Genomic DNA, 24,906 nt, shown 5'->3' with positions numbered 1-24,906 from the left:
CTAGGAGAACCATTGACGATCATCGCGGCCGCAGACGGGTCAGCCCTCGGCAACCCCGGACCCGCCGGCTGGGCCTGGTACGTCAACGATGACTGCTGGCACGCCGGGGGCTGGAAGGAATCGACGAATAACCGCGGCGAACTCATGGCCGTCCTCGACCTGCTGAACTCGACAGCGGAAGCCGAGGAGGATCTCAAGGTCTTCTGCGACTCCAAATACGTCATCAACGCACTGACGAAGTGGATGTCCGGCTGGAAGCGCAAAGGATGGAAGAAGGCTGACGGCAAGGATGTCCTCAACAAAGATCTCCTCGAACAGCTCGATTCCGCGCTGAAGGGCCGCGAGGTCGAATTCGAATGGGTCAAGGGTCATAGCAACCACGCAATGAACGAGGCGGCAGACGACCGTGCACGGGCAGCCGCCACGGCGTATCAGAAGGGCACGACGGTTCCAGCCGGACCCGGATACGTCCCCGCGGGGACGTCCCAGTCGATCACGGCGGCCTCAGCTGCAGACGCACCGGTCGCTGAGGAAGCTCCTGTCGGCGTCGAGGCTCCGGTGGCCGTTGAGGCGCAGGGAGGCGGGACCACCACGCTCGTGTCCTGTCGAGTGCCCACGCACATCGCAGACGAACTCGTCTCCCGGGCACAGGCTCAGGGAATCCACCCGCAAGAATTCTTGGCCGACATCATCGGTCGCAGTTTGGAGAATGAATGATTCAGGCATCCGACCTCGAAGTCACCGTCGGCGCCCGTACGCTGATGTCCGAGGTCTCCTTCCGCGTGGACAAGGGTGACCGTGTCGGCCTTGTCGGACGCAACGGGGCAGGCAAGACCACCCTGACGAAGGTGATCATGGGTGGACACAGTGCCTCGAAGGGCAGTGTGTCCGTGTCCGGGTCGGTGGGATACCTGCCTCAGGATCCGCGCAGCGGCGACCCAACCGCCACCGGCATGGAACGCATCCTCTCCGCCCGCGAGCTCGACGTCCTCGTCAAGCGTCTGCGCAAGGCAGAACACCAGATGGCCTCGCCTGATGAGAACGTCTCGATGAAGGCCATCGAGCGCTACCCGCGCATCGAAGCCGAATTCATGGCCGCAGGCGGTTACTCAGCGGAGTCTGAAGCCTATGCGATCGCAGCGAACCTGGGTCTCGACGAAGATCTCATCAACCAGGAGATCGGCACCCTCTCGGGCGGTCAGAGGCGCCGCGTCGAGCTTGCCCGGATCCTCTTCTCAGCCCCGGACACAATGATCCTCGATGAGCCGACGAACCACCTGGACGCAGAATCCGTGCTGTGGCTGCGCGACTATCTCAAGGGCTACTCCGGCGGACTCATCATCATCAGTCACGACCTCGACCTCATTGACGAAGTCGTCAACAAGGTGTTCTTCCTCGATGCGACCCGCCAGACCATCGACATCTATTCGATGGGCTACCGTCTCTACCTCAAGCAGCGCGAAGATGATGAGCGCCGTCGCCGTCGCGAGCGTGCCAATGCCGAGAAGAAGGCCTCTGCACTGAACGCCCAGGCGAACAAGATGATGGCGAAGGCGACGAAGACCGTGGCCGCCCAGCAGATGGCCAAACGTGCCGAACGCCTACTGTCGGGACTCGATGCCGAACGCAGCTCCGAGAAGGTCGCGAACCTGCGGTTCCCGGCCCCTGCAGACTGCGGACGGGTGCCGCTGACGGCTGAGGGACTCTCTCGCAGCTTCGGTTCGACAGAGGTCTTCACCGGCGTCGACCTGGCCATCGACAAGGGCTCACGAGTGGTCATCCTCGGCTACAACGGTGCCGGCAAGACAACGTTGCTGCGCCTGCTGGCCGGTCTCGACGAGCCGGACTCGGGTGAGGTCGTCCCGGGCTTCGGCCTCAAGCTCGGCTACTACGCTCAGGAGCACGAGACGCTCGATCTCGATCGCAGCGTGTTGGAGAACATGAAGCGCAACTCCCCGCACCTCGATGACACCGCGGTGCGCAATGTGCTCGGTTCCTTCCTGTTCTCCGGCGATGACGTGCACAAGCCTTCGAAGGTGCTCTCCGGTGGTGAGAAGACCCGTCTGGCGCTGGCCACACTCGTGGTCTCCAGCGCTAACGTCCTCCTCCTCGATGAGCCGACGAACAACCTCGATCCGGCCTCTCGTGAGGAGATCCTCTCAGCCATCCGCCGGTATGAGGGCGCCATCATCCTCGTCACCCACGATGAGGGAGCCGTCTCCGCGCTCGACCCCGACCGTGTGCTGCTGCTGCCCGACGGCGACGAGGACCTGTGGAACGACACCTACCTGGATCTCGTCACACTGGCCTGAGGCTTGACCTCTTCGCCGGTGGTCCCATCGACGACCGGTTCAGGAGTGCCTGAACCGGTCCTCGATGAATTCGTCCTCTTCGGCCTCGTCACGGCCGTGCACGCCCGGTGATCTCAACCGGTTGCGGCCATAGCGGTTGCCCGGCTGGGAGATCTTCGCTCCCGCTCCCAGCGCTTCCTTGTCCACCACGACGTATTCGACGTCGCCGGTGGATCTCTCAGCCGCCTCGGCGTCGGCTCTGCGTTCTCGTCTGGCAGAGATCGACACGGCGATGATGATCATGATGCCGAAGGTGAACCACTGAAGCATGTAGGACAGGTGGTTGCCCGGGTCGAGATCCGGTGCAGGCAGAGGCGTCAGCCCAGATTCGCCGGGCAGGCCGCCGCCGGTGTGGACGATCTCCGCGTAGACGTTTTCGTATGCCGAGTCCATACCGGGGATCCGGGCGGGATCGATGGCCTTGATCAACCCATCCGGATTATTGTCCTCGGAGCCGTCCTGGGCCGGTTGGAGACGGGCAGCGATGGTCTGCTCCCCGGTGGGCGTCGGCGGGACCTGATCGGGTTCCGCGATCCATCCCCTGACGATTGCGATCGTGTCTCCGGAGGTGAGTTCGAACGGAACGACGACGTAGTAGCCGACCTTGTCATTGACCGTGCGGTTGCGCGCAAAGACGGTATCGGACGTCCGGAAGTGTCCGGTCAGCGACACCTGTCGCCATTCATCGGACTCATCGAGGTTCGCCGAGGTGGAATCCAGGATGCTCGTGATGTCGACCGGTGCTGACGAATAGTTCGCGTTGATCGTAGCGATCTCGTGCTGCCGTTGATCCTGTCGGTCTTTCTGCCACAGTGCCAGGAAGATGCAGGCGATGACGATGATGACGGTCATGGCGATGTATTTCAGCCACCGTGCGCTGAAGAGGAAGGAATAGCGTGACATCAACCGGCGTCCTCCGGGATGTCGTCGACGGCAACGTCGCTGTGATAGAAGCTGCGCATAGTCAGGAACTCTCGCAGATAGTCGAGATGTTCGTCACAGGCCAGCCAGGTCTTGCGGCGTTTGGGCATGTGCAGGCGGGGATTGTTCCACAGAATTGCGCGGGTGGCCTCCGCCCGGCATCCCTTCGCCGAGCACTGGAGCGTCTCGGTCATGCTTCATCACCTCGAGTCGGGTCTGCCGAAGTCTCACCATCGTCAGGCGCGGAGTCGTCGAATTCCCCGGCGATCGTCTCCCCGGCGATGGTCTCACCAGTTGCCGGCGGCAGCTCGGGCATCGGCGCGTTGTCCAGCAGCGCCGAATCGTCATTGGTGGTGCGCTCACGCCCGGCATTGGCGAAGATCACAGCCGGATAGGGGAGGAGCACGGCACCGGCCACGCAGATCCACATCAACACGGTCAGATCTGCCCGGAACATGAGATAGGCCGCCACGAAGCAGAGCGTGCGAATCGCCATGGTGATCGAGTATTTGATGATCCGCGACTTCATGTCGTCATCAAGGGCGGCGTCTGCCGTGGTGATCTGCTGGGGGTGCTTGGACATAGCCTTCTTCGTTCGATTACTGCTACAAAATCATACTCTTCGTTTGTGTGAGTCGTATCGACGCCTGCCGGTTCGCGATAGGTTAGTGACGGTAAGTTTGATCTCAAAGGCTGATCAATCTGTATTGTCCACCAACAGGAGAGATTCGTGTCAGAACCACGCATAGTCCTCGTGACCGGAGGAAACCGCGGAATCGGCCGCACCATCGCCGAGGAATTCCTCGCCCAGGGCGACACGGTTGCTGTGACCTCCCGCAACGGAGACGCACCGGAAGGTGCTCTGGCCGTGTCCGCGGACGTCACCGATACCGCGTCCCTCGACGCGGCGTTCGCGCAGATCGAGGAGAAGCTGGGCCCAGTCGAGGTGGTCGTGGCGAACGCCGGCATCACCCGCGACAATCTGCTCATGCGGATGAGTGACGAGGAGTTCGAGGCCGTCGTCGACACCAACCTCACCGGCACCTTCCGCACCGTCAAACGTGCCATCACCGGAATGATTCGCGCGAAGAAGGGCCGCATTGTGCTCATTTCGTCCGTGTCGGGACTCTACGGAGTTCCCGGTCAGGCGAACTACTCGGCGTCGAAGGCCGGGCTCGTCGGCCTCGCCCGCTCGGTCACCCGTGAGCTGGGTTCGCGCGGCATCACCGCCAACGTCGTCGCACCGGGCTTCATCCGCACCGACATGACGGATGAGCTGCCCGAGAAACAGCAGAAGGAATACCTCGCCACGATCCCCGCCAAGCGATTCGCCGAGGCGAGCGAGGTCGCAAAGGTCGTGCGCTGGGTATCCTCCGACGACGCCGCCTACATCTCCGGCGCCGTCATTCCCGTCGACGGCGGACTCGGGATGGGGCACTGAGCCCCGTCAACATCTAGACTTCACATCAAGGACATCGGCTCCAACGGCGTCGATGGCAACGATTTCACCCACGTTTGAACATTTCGAAAGGACCACAATGGGAATTCTTGACGGAAAGCGCATCCTCGTCACCGGCGTTCTGACCGAGGCATCCATCGCCTTCGCAGCCGCCCGCATCGCCCAGGAACAGGGTGCCGAAGTCATCCTCTCCAGCTTCGGCCGCCAGATGAGGATCACCCAGGTGATCGCCGAACGCCTGCCCGAGACCCCGAAGGTCATCGAACTCGATGCCACCAACGAGGATGACCTGGCCGCACTGCCTGAGCGCCTCGAAGGCAACATCGACGGCATCGTCCACGCCATCGCGTTTGCCCCCAAGGACGCGCTCGGCGGCGTGTTCCTCGACACCCCCTGGGACTCCGTGTCCGCAGCGATCCATGTCTCGGCGTTCTCACTCAAGGCCATCACCGTCGCCGCGAAGCCCGTGCTCAACAAGGGTGCCGGTGTCGTCGGCCTGACCTTCGACGCAACAATCTCCTGGCCGGTCTACGACTGGATGGGCGTGGCCAAGGCCGCCTTCGAGTCCACCGCTCGCTACCTCGCGAAGTATGTCGGCGAGGACGGAGTCCGCGTCAACCTCGTCTCGGCCGGACCGCTGAAGACCACCGCCGCCACCTCGATCCCCGGATTCGGGACCCTCGAAGACATGTGGGGCGACCGCGCACCGCTGGGCTGGGACCAGAAGGACACCACTCCGGCAGGCAAGGCGATCGTCGCCCTCCTCTCGGACTGGTTCCCCGCCACCACCGGCGAGATGGTCCACGTCGACGGCGGATTCCACTCCACCGGCGCCTGAACCGGACCACCCGACTCCCACACTGATCCGGAGAACACGACGATGCCTGTGCTCATACTCGCCCGCCATGCGAAGGCCGAGGCCGAGGGGCCGACGGACTTCGAACGTTCGTTGAACGCCAAAGGTCTTGCTCAAGCCGTCGAAGCCGGAGCCGAGATCGCCGAGCGCTGGTCACCTGACGTGGCCATCGCCTCGGCGGCCAGGCGCACCGTCCAGACAGGACAGGCCGTGGTCGAAGCCGTCAACCGGCACAATGGGGAACCTGAGACCGGTGCGGGCCTCGAACTGCGCCAGGACAAGTCGCTCTACAACGGGGGAGTCGGCGACTGGATCGACGCGATCAATTCGATCCCGTCCGATTCCCAGTGCGCCTATATCGTGGGCCATCAGCCCACCGTCGCCGAGGTGGTCGGCCACCTGAGCCCTGCCACCGGAGTCCCGGACGAGTTCCGGCCTTCCTCACTTGCGGTGTTCGTCCTTGAGAGCTGGGACGTCGAGCCTGGGAACTATCCCTCAGCCGAGCTCAGGGTCTTCCTCGGGGTCTGAGCCCTGCCGCTGACACGCAACCAGGCGTCTGAACGAGTTTCAGGCGCCTGAGTTCTCTTCACCCGCGGCGACGTTCACACCTGTGCGCGTGCCTCGATGAGGGTGAGCACCTCACGGAGATCCCGATTCGTCACCGAGACGTCTGCGGCGGCGACAAGCGCCGGTTTCGCACAGAAGGCGACACCCAGACCTGCGGCCTGGATCATGCCGATGTCGTTGGCGCCGTCGCCGATGGCCACAGTCCGGGCCCGATCACATCCGTATTTCGACGACAGCTGGGCGAAGATCTCCGCCTTCGCACTCGGATCGATGACGCGACCGCTCGTGACGCCGGTCAGCAGTCCATCGTCGGAGTCGAGACCATTGGCGTAGACCTCGGTGATGCCCATCGACTCCGCGACCGGCGCGATGATCGGGGTGAAGCCACCGGAGACCAGGGCAACGACGCCACCGCCTGCCTGAACAGCCGCGACAAGTTCGCGGGCACCTTCGGTCAGCGTGATCTGGGCTCGCACCTCATGGAGGACGGAGACCGGCAGACCTTTGAGCAGCGCCACTCGCTCGGCCAGCGATGTGGCGAAGTCCAACTGGCCCGCCATGGCACGTTCCGTGATGTCGGCAACCTGGGCGCCCACCTCGGCATGGACGGCGATGAGGTCGATGACCTCCTCATTGATGAACGTCGAATCGACGTCCATGACGAGGAGCTGGACGGTGTTGCCTGGCATCGGGGTTGCGGAGTCTGAGTCATTCACCCCTTCATCGTAGCGACCGCCATGACGTAGTCGGCGGCCGCGGGGTGGAGACGCGAGAGCAGATCACCGAAGGCGGGAGGTGCGACCGTGGCCGGAGCCAGCACTGTGCGCATCCGCTCATGGATGTCGAGGGCGGCATAGATGGCTCGAGCGTCGGCGACTGAGGGGATGAGCTTCGAGATCGGATGGCTCAGGCTCAGCTCCTCCTGCCAGTCCCGCCACGGTCCCTCTCGCCAGTCGGCGGGAACCTCGATCGACTCGATGAGGCTCAGTCCTTCCATCACAAGGAGCCGGAGTCGGCGCAGCGCCTCGGCGGGGGTAGCCACGGTGACCGGATGAAAGACCGTGTCACGGCAGGCGATGACCTCGACGTTCGCCTCGGCGCCCAGGAGGACCACCGCAACCTGGTGGGAGCCGGAGTGGAGGACGATCGGCGCCGTATGCCGGCCGACCTTGAGCCGATCGGCCTTGTCCACCGGCGGAGTCGTATGCGGCAGCGAAGGGTGATGCAGTGCGAGCCGGGCATGCGTGATTCCAGCGGCGCGCGCCTCGGCGATGAAGAGCAGCAGACCCGTCGGCGGCGAGCTGCCGAAGACCTCGTCGGCGACGATGAGAGGGACATCACGATCATCGTCGAGGAATGCGGCACTGACCTCGTCAGGGGCGAGGCTGGAGTGCAGACGATGGTTCATCGCCAGGGTCAGCAGCAGTGAGTCGGTAGTCAAGTCCATGTCGAACCAGAATAGACGCCGAGGCTGCGATAGAGTTGGCTGATATGAGTGATGTCCTGACTTTGGATTCTGTTTCCGTGCGCCGAGGAGAGAATTTCCTCCTCCAAGATTTTTCCCTGACCGTCTCTGAAGGTGAGCATTGGGCCGTTCTCGGACCCAACGGCGCCGGGAAGACGACTCTGCTGGAATTGGCCGCAGGACGAATGCACCCGACGACAGGTTCGGTCGGAATTCTTCAGGAGCGCCTCGGGCGCGTCGACGTCTTCGAACTGCGCCCGCGCATCGGCTACTCCTCGACGGCACTGGCCAACCGCATTCCTCTGTCCGAAGCCGTCCTCGACACTGTGCTGACCGCCGCCTATGGCGTCACCGGTCGCTGGGTCGAGGAATATGAGACCACCGACATCGAACGGGCCAAGGATCTCCTCGCCGCGTTCAACATCTCGCATCTGGCCGATCGCACCTTCGGCACCCTATCCGAGGGCGAGCGCAAACGCGTGCAGATCGCCCGCTCGCTCATGACCGACCCGGAGCTGCTGCTGCTCGACGAGCCTGCCTCCGGACTCGACCTGGGTGGACGCGAAGAGCTGCTGGCCGCGTTGACGGAGATCCTGTCCTCGAAGTGGGCTCCGGCGACGATCATGGTCACCCACCATGTCGAGGAGATCCCTGCGGGCATCACACACGTGCTGCTGCTGGCCGAGGGCACTGATCTTGCCGCCGGCCCCATCGATGAGACCCTGACCGCCGACAATCTGTCGGCGACCTTCGGCATCGACGTGAAGCTCACCCGCGACGGGCAGCGGTTCCACGCCCGATCCCCTTACTGAACATGGACCCAGTTCTCGGAATGGAACTGTGGCAGATTGCGCTGATCGTCCTCGCCGGAATCGGTGCTGGCGGCATCAACGCCGTTGTCGGTTCCGGTACCCTCATCACCTTCCCGGTTCTCGTGGCCTTCGGCGTGCCACCGGTCGTGTCGACGATGAGCAATGCTGTCGGACTGATCCCCGGCAACATTGCGTCGTCCTTCGGCTATCGAGAGGAGCTGAAGGGCCAATGGCGACGGATCCTCGGCTTCGTGCCAGCCTCCATCTTGGGCTCGCTGACGGGTGCCTATCTGCTGCTCCATCTGCCCGAAGATGCTTTCGAGACGATCGTCCCGGTGCTCCTGGTCATCGCCCTCGTCATGGTCGTGGCCCAGCCGGCGCTCTCGCGTCATCTGAAGAGCCGAGCGGTTCGTCGTGCTGAAAAGGCAGGCAGAGAGCATGTGGCCGCCTCAGTCGGTGACAAGCTCTCCACCGGTCGCTACGTCCTAGTCCTGCTCGTCGTCTTCCTCACCGCGATCTACGGCGGCTACTTCGCCGCAGCTCAGGGGATCATCCTCATCGCTCTGCTCGGGCTGATCCTGCCCGATGACCTGCAGCGACTCAACGGACTGAAGAACGTTCTGGTCCTCGTCGTCAACACGGTCTCGGCGAGCACGTACATCATCGTCGGTCACGACCGGATCAACTGGATCGCCGTGATCTGCATCGCGATCGGCTCGCTCATCGGCGGCTACTTCGGAGCCCGTGTCGGACGCAGGTTCTCACCTGTGCTGCTGCGCACCGTCATCGTCATCCTCGGCCTCGTCGCCATCTGGCGCATCCTCACTCTGTGATCGCATGAACACTCCTGCGAAGGCACCACTGACAAGGCAGCAGGTCATCGACCGTGCCGCCGACCTCGGGATCACTGCCGAGCGACTGCATTTCTTCGACGCGGACACGGTCAACGGCGAGCAGCGCGGTGCCGACGGCGGTGTCTCTGCCACCGACCTGTATGACTACACTCAGCTGACGGATGTGGCTCTGCGCAGCATCCGTGAACCAGCCGAAGGGCTCTTCATCGCCGAGTCTTCGAAGATCATTCGCCGCGCCCACGCTGCAGGAATGGTTCCCCGGTCCTACCTGACGAGCCCCAAATGGCTCTTCGACTTGGCCGACCTCATCGCCGCCAACGATGCTCCGATCTTCATCGGCACCGATGCCGCAGTCGAAGCCCTCACCGGCTTCCACCTGCACCGAGGTGCTCTGGCGGCCATGCATCGCCCGGAGATGGCCGATGTCGGCCAGCTCGTGGCCAAGGCCCGTCGCATCGTCGTCATCGAAGACGTCGTCGATCATACGAACGTGGGCGCGATCTTCCGGTCCGCTGCCGCGTTCGGCGTCGACGCTGTTCTGGTGACGCCGAGGTGCGCCGATCCTCTCTACCGACGTTCCATCCGAGTGTCCATGGGCACCGTGTTCCAGGTGCCGTGGACGCGAATAGAAGCGTGGCCCGCCGGAGTCGATGCCCTGCGTGAGCTCGGTTTCCATGTCGCGGCACTGGCCCTCGACGAGGATTCCGTGGCGATCCGAGAGTTCGCCGCTGATGCCCCCGAACGCACCGCCATCGTCTTCGGCACAGAGGGCGACGGTCTGCGGCGGGCAACGATCGCCGCCTGCGATTCGACTGTCATGATCCCGATGTCCGGGGGAGTCGACTCCCTCAACGTCGCAGCCGCCTCGGCGGTGGCCTGCTTCGCCCTGCAGACGGAGCCTGCCCGAGCTCTCTGAGTCGAAGCACCGGACGCGTCCGCCCTCGCCGACGCGGAGCCCTGACGGAACAGGGGCCTCTGGGTAAGAGTCCTCCGGCGCGCTGACCGGGGACGAAATCGGCTGTGGGAGACTGGTGGCGGGCATTTCACCCGCAGTTTTCGTAACCTCGACCATCATGACTCTGACTGAGGAGACCAGTGGATCGCACCACACTCGCCAACGCCCTCGAAACCGCTCGCATCACCGGCGAAGTCGCCACACCCAGAGAGAACAATCTCTCCCACATCCACCGATTCCTCACACAGGAGAAGCAGTTCGACTTCGGCGTCGAACTTACCCGCAACTGGGACTTCGACTCCGTGTTCGACCTCATGGTCGACCGTTGCGGTCTGCGTCCCGAGACGGACTTCATTGAGGGCGTGGACACGATTTCGACGCAACGCTGCATCGAGGCACTCGAGCAGTTGGCAACGGCAATCGGGGATGTCACTCGAGCCGGGGGAGAGATCCTCTTCGCCACCGGACACCCCGCGGGTCTGCTTCCCGTGCATATGAGCATCGCCGCGGCAGCCGAAGCCCACGGTGCCACCATCGCACAGCAGACCAATGCCGTTCCCGTCCCCGGAATCGGCGGCGACTGCCGACAGATCAGCCGTGTGTGGACCTGGCATCAGCACGGTGGTACCCCGCACACCCACCTCGCCGAACCCATGCACGCACTTCTCGACGACGTCACCCGCCGAGGCGGCCCGATCCCGGATCTGATCGTGGCCGATCACGGGTGGGCCGGTGCGGCCTCGACGCGGGGACTGCGCACTCTGGGGTATGCGGATTGCAACGATCCTGCCCTCTTCGTCGCCGAAGCTCAGGGAGCCATCGAGGCCACCGTGCCCCTCGACGACGACGTCGTCCCCTACCTCTACGAACCGCTCATCGACTTCGTCCTCGAACGAGCCGGGCTGAGCTGATCGACGTTCCTGACCAGGGGGTCAGTCGACTGAGATCTGGTGCGCTCAGCTGATCTCGTTGGCGAGCCCCTCGACCACCTCGGCGGTGGGAAGTGATGCCAATGCCGTGCCTGAGAGCATGAGCTTGGACCCGCGGATGCCCGAGCCGATGATGAGTTCTTTGGCCTCGGCCACACGTGAGTCGATGAGAATCCGGTAGTTGGCGGGCAGTCCGATCGGCCCGATGCCGCCGTACTCCATACCCGATTCGCCGACCGCACGGTCCATGGGCAGGAACGAGGCCTTACGGACGTCGAGGAGCTTCTTCACGCGCTTGTTCACATCGGCGCGCGTGTTCGCGAGCACCATGCAGGCCGCGATCCGTTCCTCACCGGCGCGTGAACCTGCGACGAGAACACAGTTGGCAGACGTCTCGGGCCCGAGGCCGGTGGCGTCGAGCAGGGCCGAAGTGTCAGCGATCTGCGGGTCGATGGCGAAGGCGACGACATCGCCGGAGATCGACGGGATCGCCTCGGCGGTGGGCTTGGCCATGAGATCGGGAGCCGATGCTGCGGGAATGAGGTCGAATTGCGCGGAGATGCGTTCCTTGGTGTCCATGGCCACAGTTTAGGAGACGGCAGGGGAATCGCTTTGGGCCGGTCCATCAGATAGACTGGGCTGTCGCTTCGTGTCCGGTTCCTACGGTACGGGGCGTGTCCAGCAGACGAATTCGGGCACTGGCGGATGGGTCGACCCATACCAGGCGCCTGAGCGGATTCAGCAAAGGTAAGAATATGAAAAAGGACATCCACCCGGAATACGCACCGATCGTGTTCAACGATCTGTCGTCGGGAACCAAGATCCTCACCCGCTCGACCGCGAAGAGCGAAAAGACGATCGAATGGGAAGACGGCAACACCTACCCAGTCATCGACGTTGAGATCTCGAGCGCATCGCACCCGTTCTACACCGGAAAGCAGCGCATCCTCGACTCCGCAGGCCGCGTCGAGAAGTTCAAGGATCGCTACAAGGGCTTCGGCAAGCGCTGATCCCCTGTCGGTTTCGACCGATCAGACGGTTCCGACCGTCACGCATGAACCATGCGAACTGCCCCGCGCACCTGAGATGGTGTGCGGGGCAGTTCTTTTGCTCTGTGCTCAGTTGTCAGTCCACGCTGACGCGGACGTCTGGCGACGGCTGAGTCCGTGCCGCGGGATGGAACAGCGAGGCGACGCCGGTGGCATTGTCGAGGCAGTTCGCGATGCCGTGGGCGACCTTCTCCTTGGCTGAGACGACCGCGTCCTCAATGCTCAACCCGGTGGCGATGCCAGCGGCGATGGAGGAGGCGAACGAACAGCCTGCACCGTTGACGAGCTTCTCATTGACCTTGGGTGAACGCAGCGTCGTGACGCTCTCGCCGTCGAAGAGGATGTCGATTGCGTCATCTCCGGCCAGGCGTGCACCGCCCTTGACGACGACGTTTTCGGCACCCTGAGCGTGGATGATCTTCGCGGCCTCGATCATTCCCTCAACCGAATCGATCGGATCGATGCCGGCCAGCGTCGCGGCCTCCTCGAGGTTCGGGGTGATGACGGTGGCCAAGGGGACGAGATTGTCGACGAAGAGATCCTTGAGATCGACCATTGTGCCCGCCCCTTTGCACACGAGGACTGGGTCGAAGACATAGGGCAGCTCATTCGTCTTCAGCTTCTCCGCCAGGACGAGAGCGTTCTCCACGGACCCGAGCATGCCCGACTTGATCGCATCGAACGTGTGCACGGCCAGCGTCGATTCGAGCTGCCTCGTCACAACCTCAGGGTCGATGAATTCGATGACGTGGCTGAAGCCGTCATTCGGATCGAAGGTGACGATGCAGGTCACGGCGGCGGTGCCGAACGCGCCGTACTCTTCGAACATCTTCAGGTCAGCTTCGAGCCCTGCTCCGCCTGAGACATCAGAGCCGGCGATCGTGAGCACTTTGGAGGTCATAGTGGTCCTTTCGGGAATTGCTGTCGGGCAGAAGTCTACGCGCGTTCAGGCACCGGCGTATCCCTGCTGTCGCCAGGCCTCGTAGATCGCGATCGACGCGGAATTGGCGAGGTTGAGCGAACGCCGCGACGGCAGCATCGGGATGCGCACGGACAGGTCCACATGCTCATCATCGACGACCGCATCGGGCAGGCCCGTCGACTCCTGACCGAAGAGGAGGACATCACCGTCACAGTAGTCCACCTCGGCGAAGGACTGCTCCGTATGGGTGGTGAATGCGATGACCCGACGATCGCCGAGGTGGTTCCACAGATCCGTCAGAGAGGCGTGGACAGTGACGTGGGCAAGATCGTGATAATCGAGTCCCGCACGACGCAGCTTGGCATCGGAGAGGTCGAAGCCCAAGGGCTCGACGAGGTGGAGGTGGGCCCCCGTGACCGCGGCCAGGCGTATGGCGTTGCCGGTGTTGCCGGGGATCTCAGGTGTGTGGAAGACGATGTCGATGTTCATATGAGTTCCATTTTGTCACTGTTCGCAAGTCGCTTCTGCCGTCATTCCATCCAGGTGGTCTCGAATGCGGGGAAGGACGTCGCCCCACCTCGGCGGCTGATGTCATACTCTCGTGACTGTTGGTCTGGTTCCTTGTGACAGGGGAGGCGCTACGGGCTGTTTCGTGGGGACGGGAATCACGCTGTCCGGCGGACGAGCAGGTAGCCCTGTCGTGTCGCCTCTGGGAATCGGCCCGCTTGGTCCGGTTCCCGTTCGAGCCGGGTCACGGGGACGAAGCCATGATCAGCGAGAACCGTGAGAACCTGATCGATCGAGCGACGGTGGAAGTCGAGATCGACCGTAAAGCCGGCGGCCTTCGCCTGATGGTCGATTCGATCGCCGAGCTGGAAGGCCAATTGGAACAGCCCACCCGGCCGCAGCACTCGTGCCGCCTCAGCAAAGACCGTGTGCAGGGACTCATCGGGAACGTGGATGATGGAATACCACGCGAGGAGTCCGGAGAAGCTGTCGTCGCCGTACGGCAGTGCTGTCATGGTTCCCGTGGCGAAGTCGAGGGTGGGGTAGTGGCGCGTTGCCAGGGCGATCATGGCGGGGGAGAGGTCGAGGCCCGACGGAGTCAGACCCAGGGCGGCAAGGAATGCGGTAATCCGACCGGGGCCGCACCCGATTTCCAGCGTCTGGGAATCCCCTGTGGCGAGCACGAGTTCCGAAAAGGCACCGAGAACTGCTCGATCGTGTGGCTTGGCCGTGAGCTCGTCGGCAATCCAGCTCGTATAGGTCTCAGCGATCGCATCGTAGGAGGCTCGAGTGGCTGCCTCTCGGTCCGAATCCTGGGGGCTGCTAGGGGAGAGGACTGCGTCGTCATTCGTCTCATCGCTCATGCGAACAGCCTACGGCGTGACGTTGCGATCGAGCCTGGTGCGTCCCCGCGGGGACGCACCCACATTCGGGAGATTCTAATGACCTAGAACATCGTAGTGGTAAAGCGAATGAGATTAGAAGATGACGCACTGATTCGGCAGAGTAATTCATGATGATCCGGATGTCATGTCAGTGGTGCCTCGTATGGTGAAAGTATGGTTCGAGGTCATGGGGACTCGCGAACCGAACGGCCACAGGGGCCGAAGGGGAAAGGTGGCGACCATGGTCGAGAACACGGCGGCAGATCCAATTGCGGACTCTCCGGATCCGTTCTCAGATTCAGAGATTCTCAAATCGATGAGTGTTGATCCCAGTGACTACGGAAGAGGCTCGAGGGCGCAGGTGGAAGCTCCGCACGCCGAGCCGAGTCCTGGAGATCGCGCTGGCGGTGAGACGGATGCGAATCCTGAGGCGGACACGGGGACTGCGCTCGGCGACCTCACCTCCGAGGAGCTGGTTGCCGACATTCGACGCAACATCTCGTGCATCGCCTTCTGCCATGCCCGTGTCATTGCACTCATCGACGAGGTCGAACGCCGAGGTCTGTGGGCACAGTGGGTGGGCGTGACATCGCTGCCTCAGTGGGTCATGCACATCGCTGCTGTCAGCGCACACACCGCTCGGGAATACGTCCGCGTGATGATGGCGCTGCGCGAAATGCCCAAGGTCAAGGAGAGTCTGGGGGAGGGGAATGTCAGCTTCTCCAAGGTGCGCGAGGTCACCAGGTTGGTGGGGCGGATCCCTGATGAGGAAGCCTTGCGCTTAGCCGATGTCTCCACCGGAAGCCAGATCGGTGTGATAGCTCGCAACTACCTCCAGCTGTCAGGCGCGAACGAGGCAGGTGGGCCACCCCGCTTCCTTCCACGCGACAGCGTGAGTATGCGGACCACCGAACCCGGGCGGACCCGCATCACGATCGACCTGGGCGAGGATGAAGCCGCTGAGTTCTCCTCGATGCTCGACGCTGCTCGGCATGTCCTCGAGCAGCAGTCTGACACGGAAGGGCAGTCTGACACGGAAGGGGTCGACGCGGACGAGCAGAAGGAGAAGCCGCCGGACGAGCCGATCTCGCAGGTCATGTGCCTGATGCAGATCGTGCATGCGTTTCCGCAGGCAGAGTCGCCCGGCGTCGTTGACGTCGACCGCGCCCGCATGCTCGTGCATGCCTCCGCCGAGGTGGTGACCAGATTCAGTGCCCTCAATGCTGCAGTCGCTGAGCACGAGACCACCGAGCACGAGACCACCGAGCACGAGACCACCGAGCACGAGACCACCGAGCACGAGACCACCGAGCACGAGACCACCGATACTGTCCTCGACGACGTCCCCGCGGGGACGTCTGCGGTCGGGAAGAGGGACCTGACCTGTCGGGTTGACGGCTTCGGAGGCATCACCTCGGCGACGGCGGAGCGGCTGAGCTGCGAAGCCCTGATCAGCGGGGTGATCAAGGACGCCGATGGAGACGTGCTCATGCTCGGCCGTTCGAAGAGGCTGGTGAGCAGACGCCAGCGCCTGGCGCTGAGTGCCCGGGACATGGGATGTCAATTCCCCGGCTGCCGCGCCCGCAGGAGGTGCGACGCTCACCACATCCGTCCGTGGTCACAGGGTGGAGCAACGGACTTGGACAATCTCATCCTGCTCTGCCGCACGCACCACACGGCCGTGCACAGATATGAGTTGAATATCTCACGGACCCCAGCGCCCTTCGCCGGAACGCTGGATGGACAGGCGGCATTCGCCTTCTTCCTGCCCGACGGCTCGCCGCTGCTTCCCCTCGAGGAGAGGAGGCGAGGGCGCCACGTCTTCGACACAGCGCGGCTGGTGAAAGTTGCCGAAAAGGCGGTAGCCGAAGCGGATCCGAGTACTCTCGGCGGCGGGTACGGCTTCAGCCTGGACTATTGCATTGCGTGGATGTTCGAAGCGGAATGGCGACACGCCCGGGCGAACAATGCCGCTGCGTAAATCTTGCCTATTTAGAACACTAGTTCGATAATGGATGTCATGTCTGCAGTGCCACTCGTTGAACAGCTCAGCCGGGAGATGGGTATCTCCACGGCCACTGCTCTGTTCGATGGGCCTGCCCCCCGCGCTGTGGATCCGGTGCTGGCACCGATGTTTCGCCGAGGCGGTCTTCCCAGAGGCGAGATCGTGACACTGACCGGGGGCCAGTCCTTGAGCTGTGCCCTCGCTGCGATCGCCGTCGCAACCCAGGAGCAGAAATGGTGCGCCGGCATCGGACTCGGAGAACCGGCCGTGTCGTCCATTGCCGATCTGGGCGTCGACCTCGACCATTTCGTCAACCTCGTCACCCCCGCCGAGGACTGGCTGCGGGTGGCCTCCATCCTCATCGAGTCCTTCGATATCCTCGTCATCGACCCGGGATTTCTGCCCAGCGCTGGGGAACGCGCCCGACTGCTGGCGAAGGTGCGCGAACGTAAGATCAGCCTCATCAGTCTGACATCGATGCCCGGAAGCACGGAGCAGATCGAGATCACCGACACACAGTGGTCGGGCACGGAGCACGGCCATGGACGTCTCCGCTCCTGCCTCGTGCAGGCCCGATCTCAGACCGGCGTCCACCGGTTCCTGCTGCCAGGACCGGACGGGACTCCTGCCGAGGCGCCCGCACCTTCCTCATCTGAGGGTGTATTCGAACGGCCGGTGATCCGCAGTGTCAGCTGACGCCGCTGCTGAGCCCAGGGCTGTGCGCACCGGCACCACAAGCAGCGATCCCGCAGGTGGGGGCAGTGTCTTTGCCGACGGGGGCACCTCTGACCGTCGCACGCTGGTTCTGACCGTTCCCGATTGGTCCGCGGTGGCGGCCGCGACCGAGCATGACCTCAGCCCTGGCACTCCGGTGGCGGTTCTCAGCGGGGGCAAGGTGATGGCAGCCAATGCGCCTGCGCGCGCAGCCGGAATCGCTCTGGGCAACAACAAACGTGCGGTCGGGTACCGCTGTCCCGAAGCACACGTGGTGGCTTGGGACGAGGAAGCAGACAACAGACACTTCTCCGCAGGAGTCGGAGCGCTCGAAGAACTCGTGGCGCGGTTCACTCTGCTCAGCCCCGGCACGCTCGCCATTCCCCTCGACTCGCTCAAACACGGGTATGACGATGAGCCCACCGCTGTGGAGGCGCTGATCTCCGCACTCGTATCGGTCACCGGGTGGGAGTTCTTCCCCGGCATTGCTGACACCGTGTTCGCGGCAGTCCTCGCCGCGGGACAGGCGCGCCGGGTCGAGCCAGGGCAGACCACGGAGTTCTTGGCCGCTCAGCCGATCAGCACCCTCGAATACGCCGGGGCAGGCGCGACCGAACTCATCGACACCTTCACCCAGCTGGGTCTGCGGACCCTGGGGGATCTGGCCGACATCGACGCGCGAGACGTGAACTCACGATTCGGAGCACTGGGCAAACGCGCGCACGATCTGGCCACAGGAACCAAGTGGACGCCGTTGAATGATCATGTCCGGGAGGAACGACTCAATGTCGAACTCGGCCTGGACACACCGACCACCCGCAGCGATACTTTGGGATTCCTGACCCGCCAGCTCGCCGCCGACCTGCTGACGACAGTGCGGCGCCGAGGGCTCGTGTGCACGCAGATCACAATCGAGCTCATCGCTGTCTCAGGGCAGTCCTCGAAGCGGACTTGGCGGATCGAGGACATGAACGAGAACACCATCGCCGATCGTCTGCGATGGCAGGCAGAGGGATGGTTGGCAGGGGCCGCTCGAAAGGGACCGGCCGCACCCCAGCTCGGGTCGACTCCCCAGTTCAGGTCGGCTCCCGACGAGCCCGGTCCCGACCCGGAAGACTTCTCCGAAGAGGGCATCATCGCTCTGGGCCTCGTGGCTGCGGAGCTGACCACCCCCATCGGTGCGACGAAGAGCCTGTTCGATGAGAACACCGGGCAGGTCACCCACACGCTGGAGCGACTGCAGGGACTGTTCGGTCCCGATTCGGTCCTGGTCCCGGGGCTGCAGGGCGGATGGGATCCGGCCGAGACGAACCTGTGGACACCGTGGCAGCAAGCAGCATCACCTGTGCGCAGCCCCGGCGCACCCTGGCCCGGGGCGCTGCACGCGCCCCGACCGACGACGGTCGAACGTCTGCCCGTCGACGTGCTCGCCGCGGGGGGTCGACCAGTGGGAGCACGTCCCGCTGGCCTGGAATCGGCGCCGTATGCGATCCGCTTTCCAACCGGAACCGCCGAGGCGGTCATTGACTATTCGGGCTCCTGGCCTGTCGAATCCGGTTGGTGGGATCCGACGAAAGCCATCTACCGGACCCGGCTGCAGGTCGTCACCGACTCGGGGCAGGCACTGCTGCTGAGCAAAGAGAACGGCCAGTGGTACATCACCGGCCGGTACCGCTGATGGGCTTCTCGAATCCGCGCACCCCCTGGTCCCAGCTGGCTCAGAGGCTGGAGGGCAAACAGGCCAGCCGCAAACAGGTCGCCGACAGGCAGACGGTCAACAGGCAGGCGGTTGACGAACACGCCGACGGATCCGACGCGCCCGCCTTCTCCCGCCCCGACCGCCATCAGGTATCGGTGGGACCCGGCGGCTCCGATGGCACCGGCCGGTATTCGGGACTTGGCCAGGGGCCCATTCTGCGCACTTCGACCGTCGAATGGGCCGAGCTGCATGTGCACTCCCAGTTCAGCTTCCTCGACGGGGCCTCCGACCCGGAGGAGCTCGTGGCCGCAGGTGCGGCCGCGGGGCTGACGTCCTTGGCGCTGACCGATCACAACGGTCTCTACGGTGCGGTGAGGTTCGCCCATGCCGCCGCCGAGGTGGGGCTGCCTACCGTCTTCGGTGCGGAGCTGTCCGTGGGGTTGGAGGAGAAGATCCCCGGCCAGACCGATCCCGATGCCACCCACCTTCTGGTCCTTGCTCGCGGGGTCGAGGGATACCACCGACTGTCGATGGCCATCACCGGGGCCAACTTGGCAGGGGAGAAGAACCGGCCGGTGTTCGGTCTCGAAGAGCTGGCCGCGATGAGCGGGGACTGGACGATCCTCACCGGCTGTCGCAAAGGCCCTCTGCGCCGAGCCCTGAACGATCCTGACGGTGGGCTCGGAGCCCTGCGTGAACTCATCGCGCTCTTCGGAGCCGACCGGATCGCGGTCGAACTCAGCCGGGACGGAACCCCGGACGACGATGAACGCCTGCGCCACCTCGGCGAGCTTGCACAGCGGACCAATCTGCCGGTCGTGGCCAGCAACAGTGTGCACTTCGCTACCCGGGCGCAATGGAAGTCCGCTCAGGTGAGGGCCTCGGTGAGGTCTCGGCTGTCCCTCGACGAGCTGGCCGGGTGGCTGCCGGCGACAGCGAATGCCCGGATCCATACGGGCGAGGAGATGGCCGCACGCTTCCCTCGGCAGGCTCTGGAGAACGCGGTGGCCCTCGGCAGAGAATGCTCCTTCGTCCTCAACTCGGCTCGTCCGGATCTGCCGCGTGCTCCGATGCCCGAAGCCCGCGGGGCCGAAGAGTATCTGCGCGAGCTCATTGAAGACCGCGGCGCCAGACGCTACGGATCCCGGGCTGCGAACCCGAAGGCATGGGCGCAGCTCGATCGGGAGATGAACATGATCGCGACGCTGGGGTTCTGCGGATACTTCCTCATCGTCTACGACATCACCGAGTTCTGCCATCGGGTGGCCATCTTCTGCCAGGGCAGAGGCTCGGCTGCGAACTCCGCCGTCTGCTATGTCCTCGACATCACCGCCGTCGACGCGGTCAAACACGAACTCCTCTTCGACCGTTTCCTCTCACCGGACCGCAAGGGCTATCCGGACATCGACATCGACATCGAATCGGGCAGGAGGGAGGAGGTCATCCAATACGTCTATGATCATTTCGGTCGTGAACGTGCCGCTCAGGTCGCCAACGTCATCACCTACCGGGCGAAGTCGGCGATCCGTGACGCGGCCTTCAGCCTGGGCTACGAACCGGGTCAGCAGGATGCGTTCTCAAAAGCCAGCAACCGCTGGTCGACCCTGCCCGAAGCCGAGGATTCCCCGGTCCCGGCCCCGGTGCTCAGAATCGCCGGTGACCTCCTGGGCTCACCCCGTCACCTGGGCATCCACTCCGGGGGCATGATCCTTGCCGACCGTCCCATCGGTGAGGTCGTCCCGATCGAGAAGGCCACGATGGGCCATCGCACCGTCGTCCAATGGGACAAGGACGACTGCGCCGCCATGGACCTGGTGAAGTTCGACCTGTTGGGGCTGGGCATGCTCACAGCACTGCATGAGATGGTCGATCTCGTCCACCGGCACACGGGCGAGCTCATCGAACGCGCCCACATCGACGACGAGGACGACCGTGTCTACGAGATGCTGCAGAAAGCCGATGCGGTGGGTGTCTTCCAGGTCGAATCGCGAGCCCAGCTGGCGACCCTTCCCCGTCTGCGCCCGGAGACGTTCTACGATCTCGCCGTCCAGGTCGCACTCATTCGGCCCGGCCCCATCCAAGGCGGATCCGTCCACCCCTACATCCGCAGACGGCAGGGCCTCGACGAGGTCGAATATCTCCACCCGCTGCTGCGGAAGTCCCTGGCCAAGACCTACGGGGTGCCGCTGTTCCAAGAGCAGCTCATGCAGATGGCCATCGACGTCGGCGGCTTCACCGGTGCCGATGCCGACCAGCTGCGGCAGGCCATGGGATCACGGCGGTCAGAGAAGCGGATGACCGAACTGGCGCAGAAGTTCCAAACCGGTGCCGCAGCCAAGGGCGTCGACGAGGAGACCGCGGAGTCCATCTTCTCCACGATTGCCGCGTTCGCGAACTACGGGTTCCCCGAATCCCATGCGATCAGCTTCGCGAACCTCGTCTACCAGTCGGCCTGGTTCAAATACCACCACCATGCGGCGTTCACCGTGGGGCTGCTGCGCAGCCAGCCGATGGGCTTCTACTCACCGCAGTCCCTCGTTGCCGACGCCCGTCGCCACGGTGTGAAGATCCTGCCCGTGGACATTCGCCACTCGATGGCCGGCAGCGATCTGGAGCGCGTCGAGACCTCAGGCGAGTTCGGGATCCGGTTGGGTCTGGACTCGGTGGCCCATGTCGGCTCCTTCGCCGAGGTGATCGTGACCGAACGCGCGAACGCCCCATTCACCTCGGTGACGGACCTGGCGGAGAGGACCGGAATCGGAAAGCAGGCACTCGAAGGGCTCGCCACCGCAGGGGCGCTGAGCAGCTTCGATCTCGACCGCAGACAGGCACTGTGGCTGGCCGGAGGCGTCGCCGGAGCACACCCGGGCGTGCTCCCGGGAACCGCCACGATCTCCTCGGCGCCGAGCCTACCGACCATGGATGCCTTCGACACGACCCTGGCCGAACTCTTCTCCACCGGAATCACCGTCGACGGATACCCGACCGAGATCCTGCGAGCGTCCCTGATCGAACGGGGCTATGCCTCGACGGCGGATGCCGCAGCGGCTGCGGACGGGACCCGGATGACGGTGGCCGCCATCGTCACACACCGACAGCGCCCGGCCACCGCCTCGGGGATCACATTCATCAACCTCGAGGACGAATTCGGGATGCTCAACGTCGTCGCCACGGCCGGGCTGATGAAACGGTTCCGGCCGATCGCGACCTCGCGCAACGCGCTCGTGGTCACCGGGCTGATCCAACGCGGGGGAGAGGTCGTGAGCCTCTACGCCCACAAGCTCATCCCGCTCGAGGTGCAGCTGCCGACCAAGGCCCGCAACTTCCGCTGATGATGTGTGACGGAACATGACGACACATGACACGAAGATGACGAGATCACATCGGGGAAGTCACAGAGTCCATGAGAGTAGAGCCATCACCACCACTCGCATCACCCGCATGAACGATTGCGGGCGAACCTGTCGCATCCGAAGGAGACATCATGGCTCAGTCATTCGAAACCCGCCAGATCCACGCCGGTCAGACACCCGATCCGGTCACCGGGGCCCGCGCACTGCCCATCCACCAGACGACCTCGTTCGTCTTCGACAGCAACGAGACTGCCGCGAATCGCTTCGCACTCGCAGAGCTCGGCCCCATCTACACCCGGATCACCAACCCGACCACTGAGGTCGTGGAGAACCGCATCGCCGACCTCGAAGGCGGCGTCCACGCCGTACTCACCGCATCGGGACAGTCAGCAGCCCTGCTGGCGATCACGAACATCGCCGAGGCCGGTGACCATATCGTCGCCAGCTCCAGCCTCTACGGCGGAACCTACAACCTGCTTCACGTGACCCTGCGCAAGCTGGGCATCGAGACTACGTTCGTCGACGTCGATGACCTCGATGGCTGGAAGTCAGCAGTGCAGGACAACACCAAGCTCTTCTTCGCCGAGGTTGTCTCCAACCCCCGCTCCGATGTCCTCGACATTGCCGCTGTGGCTGACGTCGCTCACGGGGCCGGTGTTCCGCTCTTCACCGACAACACACTGGCCACCCCCTACCTGGTGCGCCCGATCGAGCACGGTGCCGACGTCGTCCTCCACTCGGCCACGAAATACCTCGGCGGACACGGCAACTCGATCGCCGGTGTCGTCATCGACAGCGGAAACTTCGACTACGGCACGCAGCCGGAGAAGTTCCCCGGCTTCAACACCCCGGATGAGTCCTACAACGGTCTGGTCTACGCTCGCGATCTCGGCGCGGATTCGCCGTTCGGCGCAAACGTCTCCTTCGGCCTCAAAGCCCGTGTGCAGGGTCTGCGCGACCTCGGACCGGCAGCCAGCCCGTTCAACGCATTCCTCATCGCCCAGGGAATCGAAACACTGAGCCTGCGCATCGACCGCCATGTCGAGAACGCGAACAAGGTTGCCACCTACCTCGAGAACCACGAACAGGTCAGCCGGGTCGCCTTCGCCGGACTCGAGTCCAGCCCCTGGCACGATAAAGCCAAGAAGTACCTGCCGAACGGTGTCGGATCGGTCCTCGGATTCGACATCGCCGGAGGCTTCGACGCCGCCGTGGCATTCGTCAATGCGCTTGAACTCCACTCCCACGTGGCCAATATCGGCGACGTCCGCTCGCTGGTCATCCACCCGGCATCGACAACCCATGCCCAGCTGGACGAAGAGGCGCAGATCGCCGCCGGCGTGAACCCCGCCTTCGTGCGACTTTCCGTGGGACTCGAAGGCATCGACGACATCATCGCCGACATCGACAAGGGCTTCGCTGCTGCCGCAGCGAAGGCATCGGCCGCCGCCTGACATGACTACCCAGAGCACTTCCGTCGAGCGAATTCTGGGCTTCGTCACAGAATCCGGACACACGTTCGGGACTGTCGAAGTCGCCTATGAGACCTTCGGCACACTCAACACGGACCGCAGCAATGCGATCCTGGTCGAACACGCTCTGACCGGCGATACCAGCGTCACCGAATGGTGGGCAGGAGTCGTCGGCCCGGGCGAGGCGATCGACACGGACGAATACTTCGTGGTGTGTGCGAATTCGCTCGGCGGGTGCTCGGGAACCACCGGCCCGCAGTCTGTCTATTCCGACGGCCTGCCCTACGGATCACGATTCCCTGCGGTCACGATCCGCGATATGGCCCGACTGGAACACCATCTCGCACAGATCCTCGGCATCGACTCGTGGCACGCCGTCATCGGCGGATCGATGGGCGGAGCCAGAGCTCTCGAGTTCGCACTTCTCGACAAGCGCAAGGTGAAGAAGTGCGCGATCATCGCAGCGCCGGCCTTCTGTGACGCCGATCAGATCGCCTGGGCGATGATGCAGGAACGCGCGATCGAGCTCGACCCCGACTACTATTCCGGTGACTACACTGCGGTCGGCGCCTTCCCTGCACAAGGGTTGGGCCTGGCCCGCCAGATCGCCCACCTGACCTACCGCAATGATGTGGAGCTCAACCACCGGTTCTCCAGCCGGCGCAGATCGTCTGACTATCACGAGGTCACTTCGTATCTCGACTACCAGGCGAAGAAGCTCACTGCCCGATTCGACCCACACAGCTATGTCGTGCTTTCTCGCGCCCTGCGCGATCACGACGTGCGCACCGGTCGCTCGCAGGACTTGGCGACTGCCTTGGCCGATGCCTGCACCGACAACCTCGTCGTCTCAGTCTCCTCCGATCGGCTGTTCCCGACCGCACAGGTCGAACTGCTCGCGCAGAATCTGCCCGGAGGCGTCACCCACCAGGTGATCGAATCCGAGGTCGGTCACGACGGTTTCCTCACGGAGACTGCGGCGGTCTCGGCGGCGCTGAAGGACTTTCTCCGTTCCTGAGCGCGGTCCTCCGATCCTGACCGCGCTCAGATGCCTCCGATTGTGCTGGACACAGCCCCGGGCTCAACGTGAGAGGGCCGTGCGGCTGATTCGCCGCACGGCCCTCTCACCTAC

Annotated in this window: 25 protein-coding genes; 16 read left to right on the top strand and 9 right to left on the bottom strand. The window is 63.9% G+C overall.

Annotated features, from left to right (window positions below):
- Nucleotides 1–12: 12 nt before the first annotated feature.
- Nucleotides 13–717: a ribonuclease H family protein gene (locus JTF07_RS21000; protein WP_204235703.1), complete on the top strand. Its 705-nt coding sequence runs from the start codon at nucleotides 13–15 to the stop codon at nucleotides 715–717.
- The gene (locus JTF07_RS18605) at nucleotides 714–2,312 is read left to right on the top strand and encodes an ABC-F family ATP-binding cassette domain-containing protein (protein ID WP_204235702.1); all 1,599 of its coding nucleotides are present in this window, start codon (nucleotides 714–716) and stop codon (nucleotides 2,310–2,312) included. The genes JTF07_RS21000 and JTF07_RS18605 overlap by 4 nt, the downstream gene beginning before the upstream one ends.
- A 39-nt stretch (nucleotides 2,313–2,351) precedes the next feature.
- Here JTF07_RS18605 and JTF07_RS18600 read toward each other — a convergent pair whose 3' ends face one another.
- Genes JTF07_RS18600 through JTF07_RS18590 form a run of 3 tightly spaced genes read right to left on the bottom strand, consistent with a single transcriptional unit; the run spans nucleotide 2,352 to nucleotide 3,855 of the window.
- The gene (locus tag JTF07_RS18600; protein ID WP_204235701.1) at nucleotides 2,352–3,254 is read right to left on the bottom strand and encodes an SURF1 family cytochrome oxidase biogenesis protein; all 903 of its coding nucleotides are present in this window, start codon (nucleotides 3,252–3,254) and stop codon (nucleotides 2,352–2,354) included.
- Nucleotides 3,254–3,466 carry a hypothetical protein gene (locus tag JTF07_RS18595; RefSeq protein WP_204235700.1) on the bottom strand — a complete coding sequence of 71 codons (213 nt, stop codon included), beginning with the start codon at nucleotides 3,464–3,466 and terminating at the stop codon, nucleotides 3,254–3,256. The genes JTF07_RS18600 and JTF07_RS18595 overlap by 1 nt, the downstream gene beginning before the upstream one ends.
- A complete protein-coding gene (locus JTF07_RS18590; protein WP_204235699.1) occupies nucleotides 3,463–3,855 on the bottom strand; it encodes a DUF3099 domain-containing protein in 393 nt (130 codons plus the stop codon). Before JTF07_RS18590 ends, JTF07_RS18595 begins: the two co-directional genes overlap by 4 nt.
- 147 nt (nucleotides 3,856–4,002) lie before the next feature.
- On the opposite strand from JTF07_RS18590, the gene JTF07_RS18585 reads away from it, so the two are divergent.
- From JTF07_RS18585 to JTF07_RS18575, 3 genes are all read left to right on the top strand, one after another.
- Entirely contained in the window at nucleotides 4,003–4,713 is a 711-nt protein-coding gene (locus tag JTF07_RS18585; protein WP_204235698.1) for a beta-ketoacyl-ACP reductase, read from the top strand.
- A gap of 97 nt (nucleotides 4,714–4,810) precedes the next feature.
- A complete protein-coding gene (gene fabI, locus JTF07_RS18580; protein ID WP_204235697.1) occupies nucleotides 4,811–5,569 on the top strand; it encodes an enoyl-ACP reductase FabI in 759 nt (252 codons plus the stop codon).
- A 42-nt stretch (nucleotides 5,570–5,611) separates the two neighbouring features.
- Nucleotides 5,612–6,115 (top strand): SixA phosphatase family protein, encoded by a 504-nt coding sequence (locus tag JTF07_RS18575; RefSeq protein WP_204235696.1) that lies wholly within the window; start codon nucleotides 5,612–5,614, stop codon nucleotides 6,113–6,115.
- A 74-nt stretch (nucleotides 6,116–6,189) separates the two neighbouring features.
- On the opposite strand, the gene serB is transcribed toward JTF07_RS18575, so the two are convergent.
- Nucleotides 6,190–6,870 (bottom strand): phosphoserine phosphatase SerB, encoded by a 681-nt coding sequence (serB, locus tag JTF07_RS18570; protein WP_353844023.1) that lies wholly within the window; start codon nucleotides 6,868–6,870, stop codon nucleotides 6,190–6,192.
- Nucleotides 6,867–7,601 (bottom strand): hypothetical protein, encoded by a 735-nt coding sequence (locus tag JTF07_RS18565; RefSeq protein WP_204235695.1) that lies wholly within the window; start codon nucleotides 7,599–7,601, stop codon nucleotides 6,867–6,869. Before JTF07_RS18565 ends, serB begins: the two co-directional genes overlap by 4 nt.
- 44 nt (nucleotides 7,602–7,645) lie before the next feature.
- Between JTF07_RS18565 and JTF07_RS18560 the strand changes: the two genes are divergently transcribed.
- The 4 genes from JTF07_RS18560 (at nucleotide 7,646) to JTF07_RS18545 (ending at nucleotide 11,151) form a co-directional block, all read left to right on the top strand.
- Nucleotides 7,646–8,431 (top strand): ABC transporter ATP-binding protein, encoded by a 786-nt coding sequence (locus JTF07_RS18560; protein WP_143921723.1) that lies wholly within the window; start codon nucleotides 7,646–7,648, stop codon nucleotides 8,429–8,431.
- A 20-nt stretch (nucleotides 8,432–8,451) separates the two neighbouring features.
- A complete protein-coding gene (locus tag JTF07_RS18555; protein ID WP_204235905.1) occupies nucleotides 8,452–9,264 on the top strand; it encodes a sulfite exporter TauE/SafE family protein in 813 nt (270 codons plus the stop codon).
- A gap of 4 nt (nucleotides 9,265–9,268) precedes the next feature.
- Nucleotides 9,269–10,201 carry a TrmH family RNA methyltransferase gene (locus tag JTF07_RS18550; RefSeq protein ID WP_204235694.1) on the top strand — a complete coding sequence of 311 codons (933 nt, stop codon included), beginning with the start codon at nucleotides 9,269–9,271 and terminating at the stop codon, nucleotides 10,199–10,201.
- Between the two features lie 179 nt (nucleotides 10,202–10,380).
- Nucleotides 10,381–11,151: a phosphatase gene (locus JTF07_RS18545; protein ID WP_204235693.1), complete on the top strand. Its 771-nt coding sequence runs from the start codon at nucleotides 10,381–10,383 to the stop codon at nucleotides 11,149–11,151.
- Nucleotides 11,152–11,196: 45 nt separating this feature from the next.
- Here JTF07_RS18545 and JTF07_RS18540 read toward each other — a convergent pair whose 3' ends face one another.
- Nucleotides 11,197–11,748, bottom strand: coding sequence for a YbaK/EbsC family protein (locus JTF07_RS18540; protein ID WP_204235692.1), 552 nt, complete (start codon nucleotides 11,746–11,748; stop codon nucleotides 11,197–11,199).
- 176 nt (nucleotides 11,749–11,924) lie between these two features.
- Between JTF07_RS18540 and JTF07_RS18535 the strand changes: the two genes are divergently transcribed.
- Complete coding sequence (locus JTF07_RS18535; protein WP_143921718.1) at nucleotides 11,925–12,179, top strand: type B 50S ribosomal protein L31; 255 nt, start codon at nucleotides 11,925–11,927, stop codon at nucleotides 12,177–12,179.
- A 115-nt stretch (nucleotides 12,180–12,294) separates the two neighbouring features.
- Here JTF07_RS18535 and JTF07_RS18530 read toward each other — a convergent pair whose 3' ends face one another.
- The 3 genes from JTF07_RS18530 to JTF07_RS18520 all read right to left on the bottom strand — a co-directional run bounded on the left by JTF07_RS18530 (nucleotide 12,295) and on the right by JTF07_RS18520 (nucleotide 14,510).
- Nucleotides 12,295–13,119, bottom strand: a complete 825-nt coding sequence (locus JTF07_RS18530; RefSeq protein ID WP_204235691.1) for a PfkB family carbohydrate kinase — start codon at nucleotides 13,117–13,119, stop codon at nucleotides 12,295–12,297.
- Between the two features lie 45 nt (nucleotides 13,120–13,164).
- The gene (locus JTF07_RS18525; RefSeq protein ID WP_204235690.1) at nucleotides 13,165–13,629 is read right to left on the bottom strand and encodes a tRNA (cytidine(34)-2'-O)-methyltransferase; all 465 of its coding nucleotides are present in this window, start codon (nucleotides 13,627–13,629) and stop codon (nucleotides 13,165–13,167) included.
- A gap of 176 nt (nucleotides 13,630–13,805) precedes the next feature.
- Nucleotides 13,806–14,510: a class I SAM-dependent methyltransferase gene (locus tag JTF07_RS18520; RefSeq protein WP_204235689.1), complete on the bottom strand. Its 705-nt coding sequence runs from the start codon at nucleotides 14,508–14,510 to the stop codon at nucleotides 13,806–13,808.
- A 262-nt stretch (nucleotides 14,511–14,772) separates the two neighbouring features.
- Here JTF07_RS18520 and JTF07_RS18515 point away from each other — a divergent pair, with 262 nt between their 5' ends.
- From JTF07_RS18515 to metX, 6 genes are all read left to right on the top strand, one after another.
- Nucleotides 14,773–16,512, top strand: a complete 1,740-nt coding sequence (locus JTF07_RS18515; protein ID WP_204235688.1) for an HNH endonuclease signature motif containing protein — start codon at nucleotides 14,773–14,775, stop codon at nucleotides 16,510–16,512.
- Nucleotides 16,513–16,551: 39 nt separating this feature from the next.
- Complete coding sequence (imuA', locus tag JTF07_RS18510; RefSeq protein WP_252199939.1) at nucleotides 16,552–17,232, top strand: DnaE2-dependent mutagenesis accessory factor ImuA'; 681 nt, start codon at nucleotides 16,552–16,554, stop codon at nucleotides 17,230–17,232.
- On the top strand, nucleotides 17,222–18,928 hold the full coding sequence (locus JTF07_RS18505; protein ID WP_353844022.1) for a Y-family DNA polymerase: 1,707 nt from the start codon (nucleotides 17,222–17,224) through the stop codon (nucleotides 18,926–18,928). Before imuA' ends, JTF07_RS18505 begins: the two co-directional genes overlap by 11 nt.
- Nucleotides 18,901–22,281 carry an error-prone DNA polymerase gene (locus JTF07_RS18500; protein ID WP_502710972.1) on the top strand — a complete coding sequence of 1,127 codons (3,381 nt, stop codon included), beginning with the start codon at nucleotides 18,901–18,903 and terminating at the stop codon, nucleotides 22,279–22,281. Before JTF07_RS18505 ends, JTF07_RS18500 begins: the two co-directional genes overlap by 28 nt.
- Before the next feature lie 152 nt (nucleotides 22,282–22,433).
- Nucleotides 22,434–23,756, top strand: a complete 1,323-nt coding sequence (locus JTF07_RS18495) for an O-acetylhomoserine aminocarboxypropyltransferase/cysteine synthase family protein (protein WP_204235686.1) — start codon at nucleotides 22,434–22,436, stop codon at nucleotides 23,754–23,756.
- A 1-nt stretch (nucleotide 23,757) separates the two neighbouring features.
- On the top strand, nucleotides 23,758–24,792 hold the full coding sequence (gene metX, locus JTF07_RS18490; RefSeq protein ID WP_204235685.1) for a homoserine O-acetyltransferase MetX: 1,035 nt from the start codon (nucleotides 23,758–23,760) through the stop codon (nucleotides 24,790–24,792).
- The last annotated feature ends 114 nt before the right edge of the window (nucleotides 24,793–24,906 follow it).

It is taken from the genome of Brevibacterium sp. RIT 803 (genome assembly GCF_016892625.1).
In the GTDB taxonomy this organism is placed as follows: Bacteria; Actinomycetota; Actinomycetes; order Actinomycetales; family Brevibacteriaceae; genus Brevibacterium.
The sequence above is the reverse complement of the archived record's forward strand: the minus strand, read 5'-3'. Positions and strand labels throughout refer to the sequence as shown.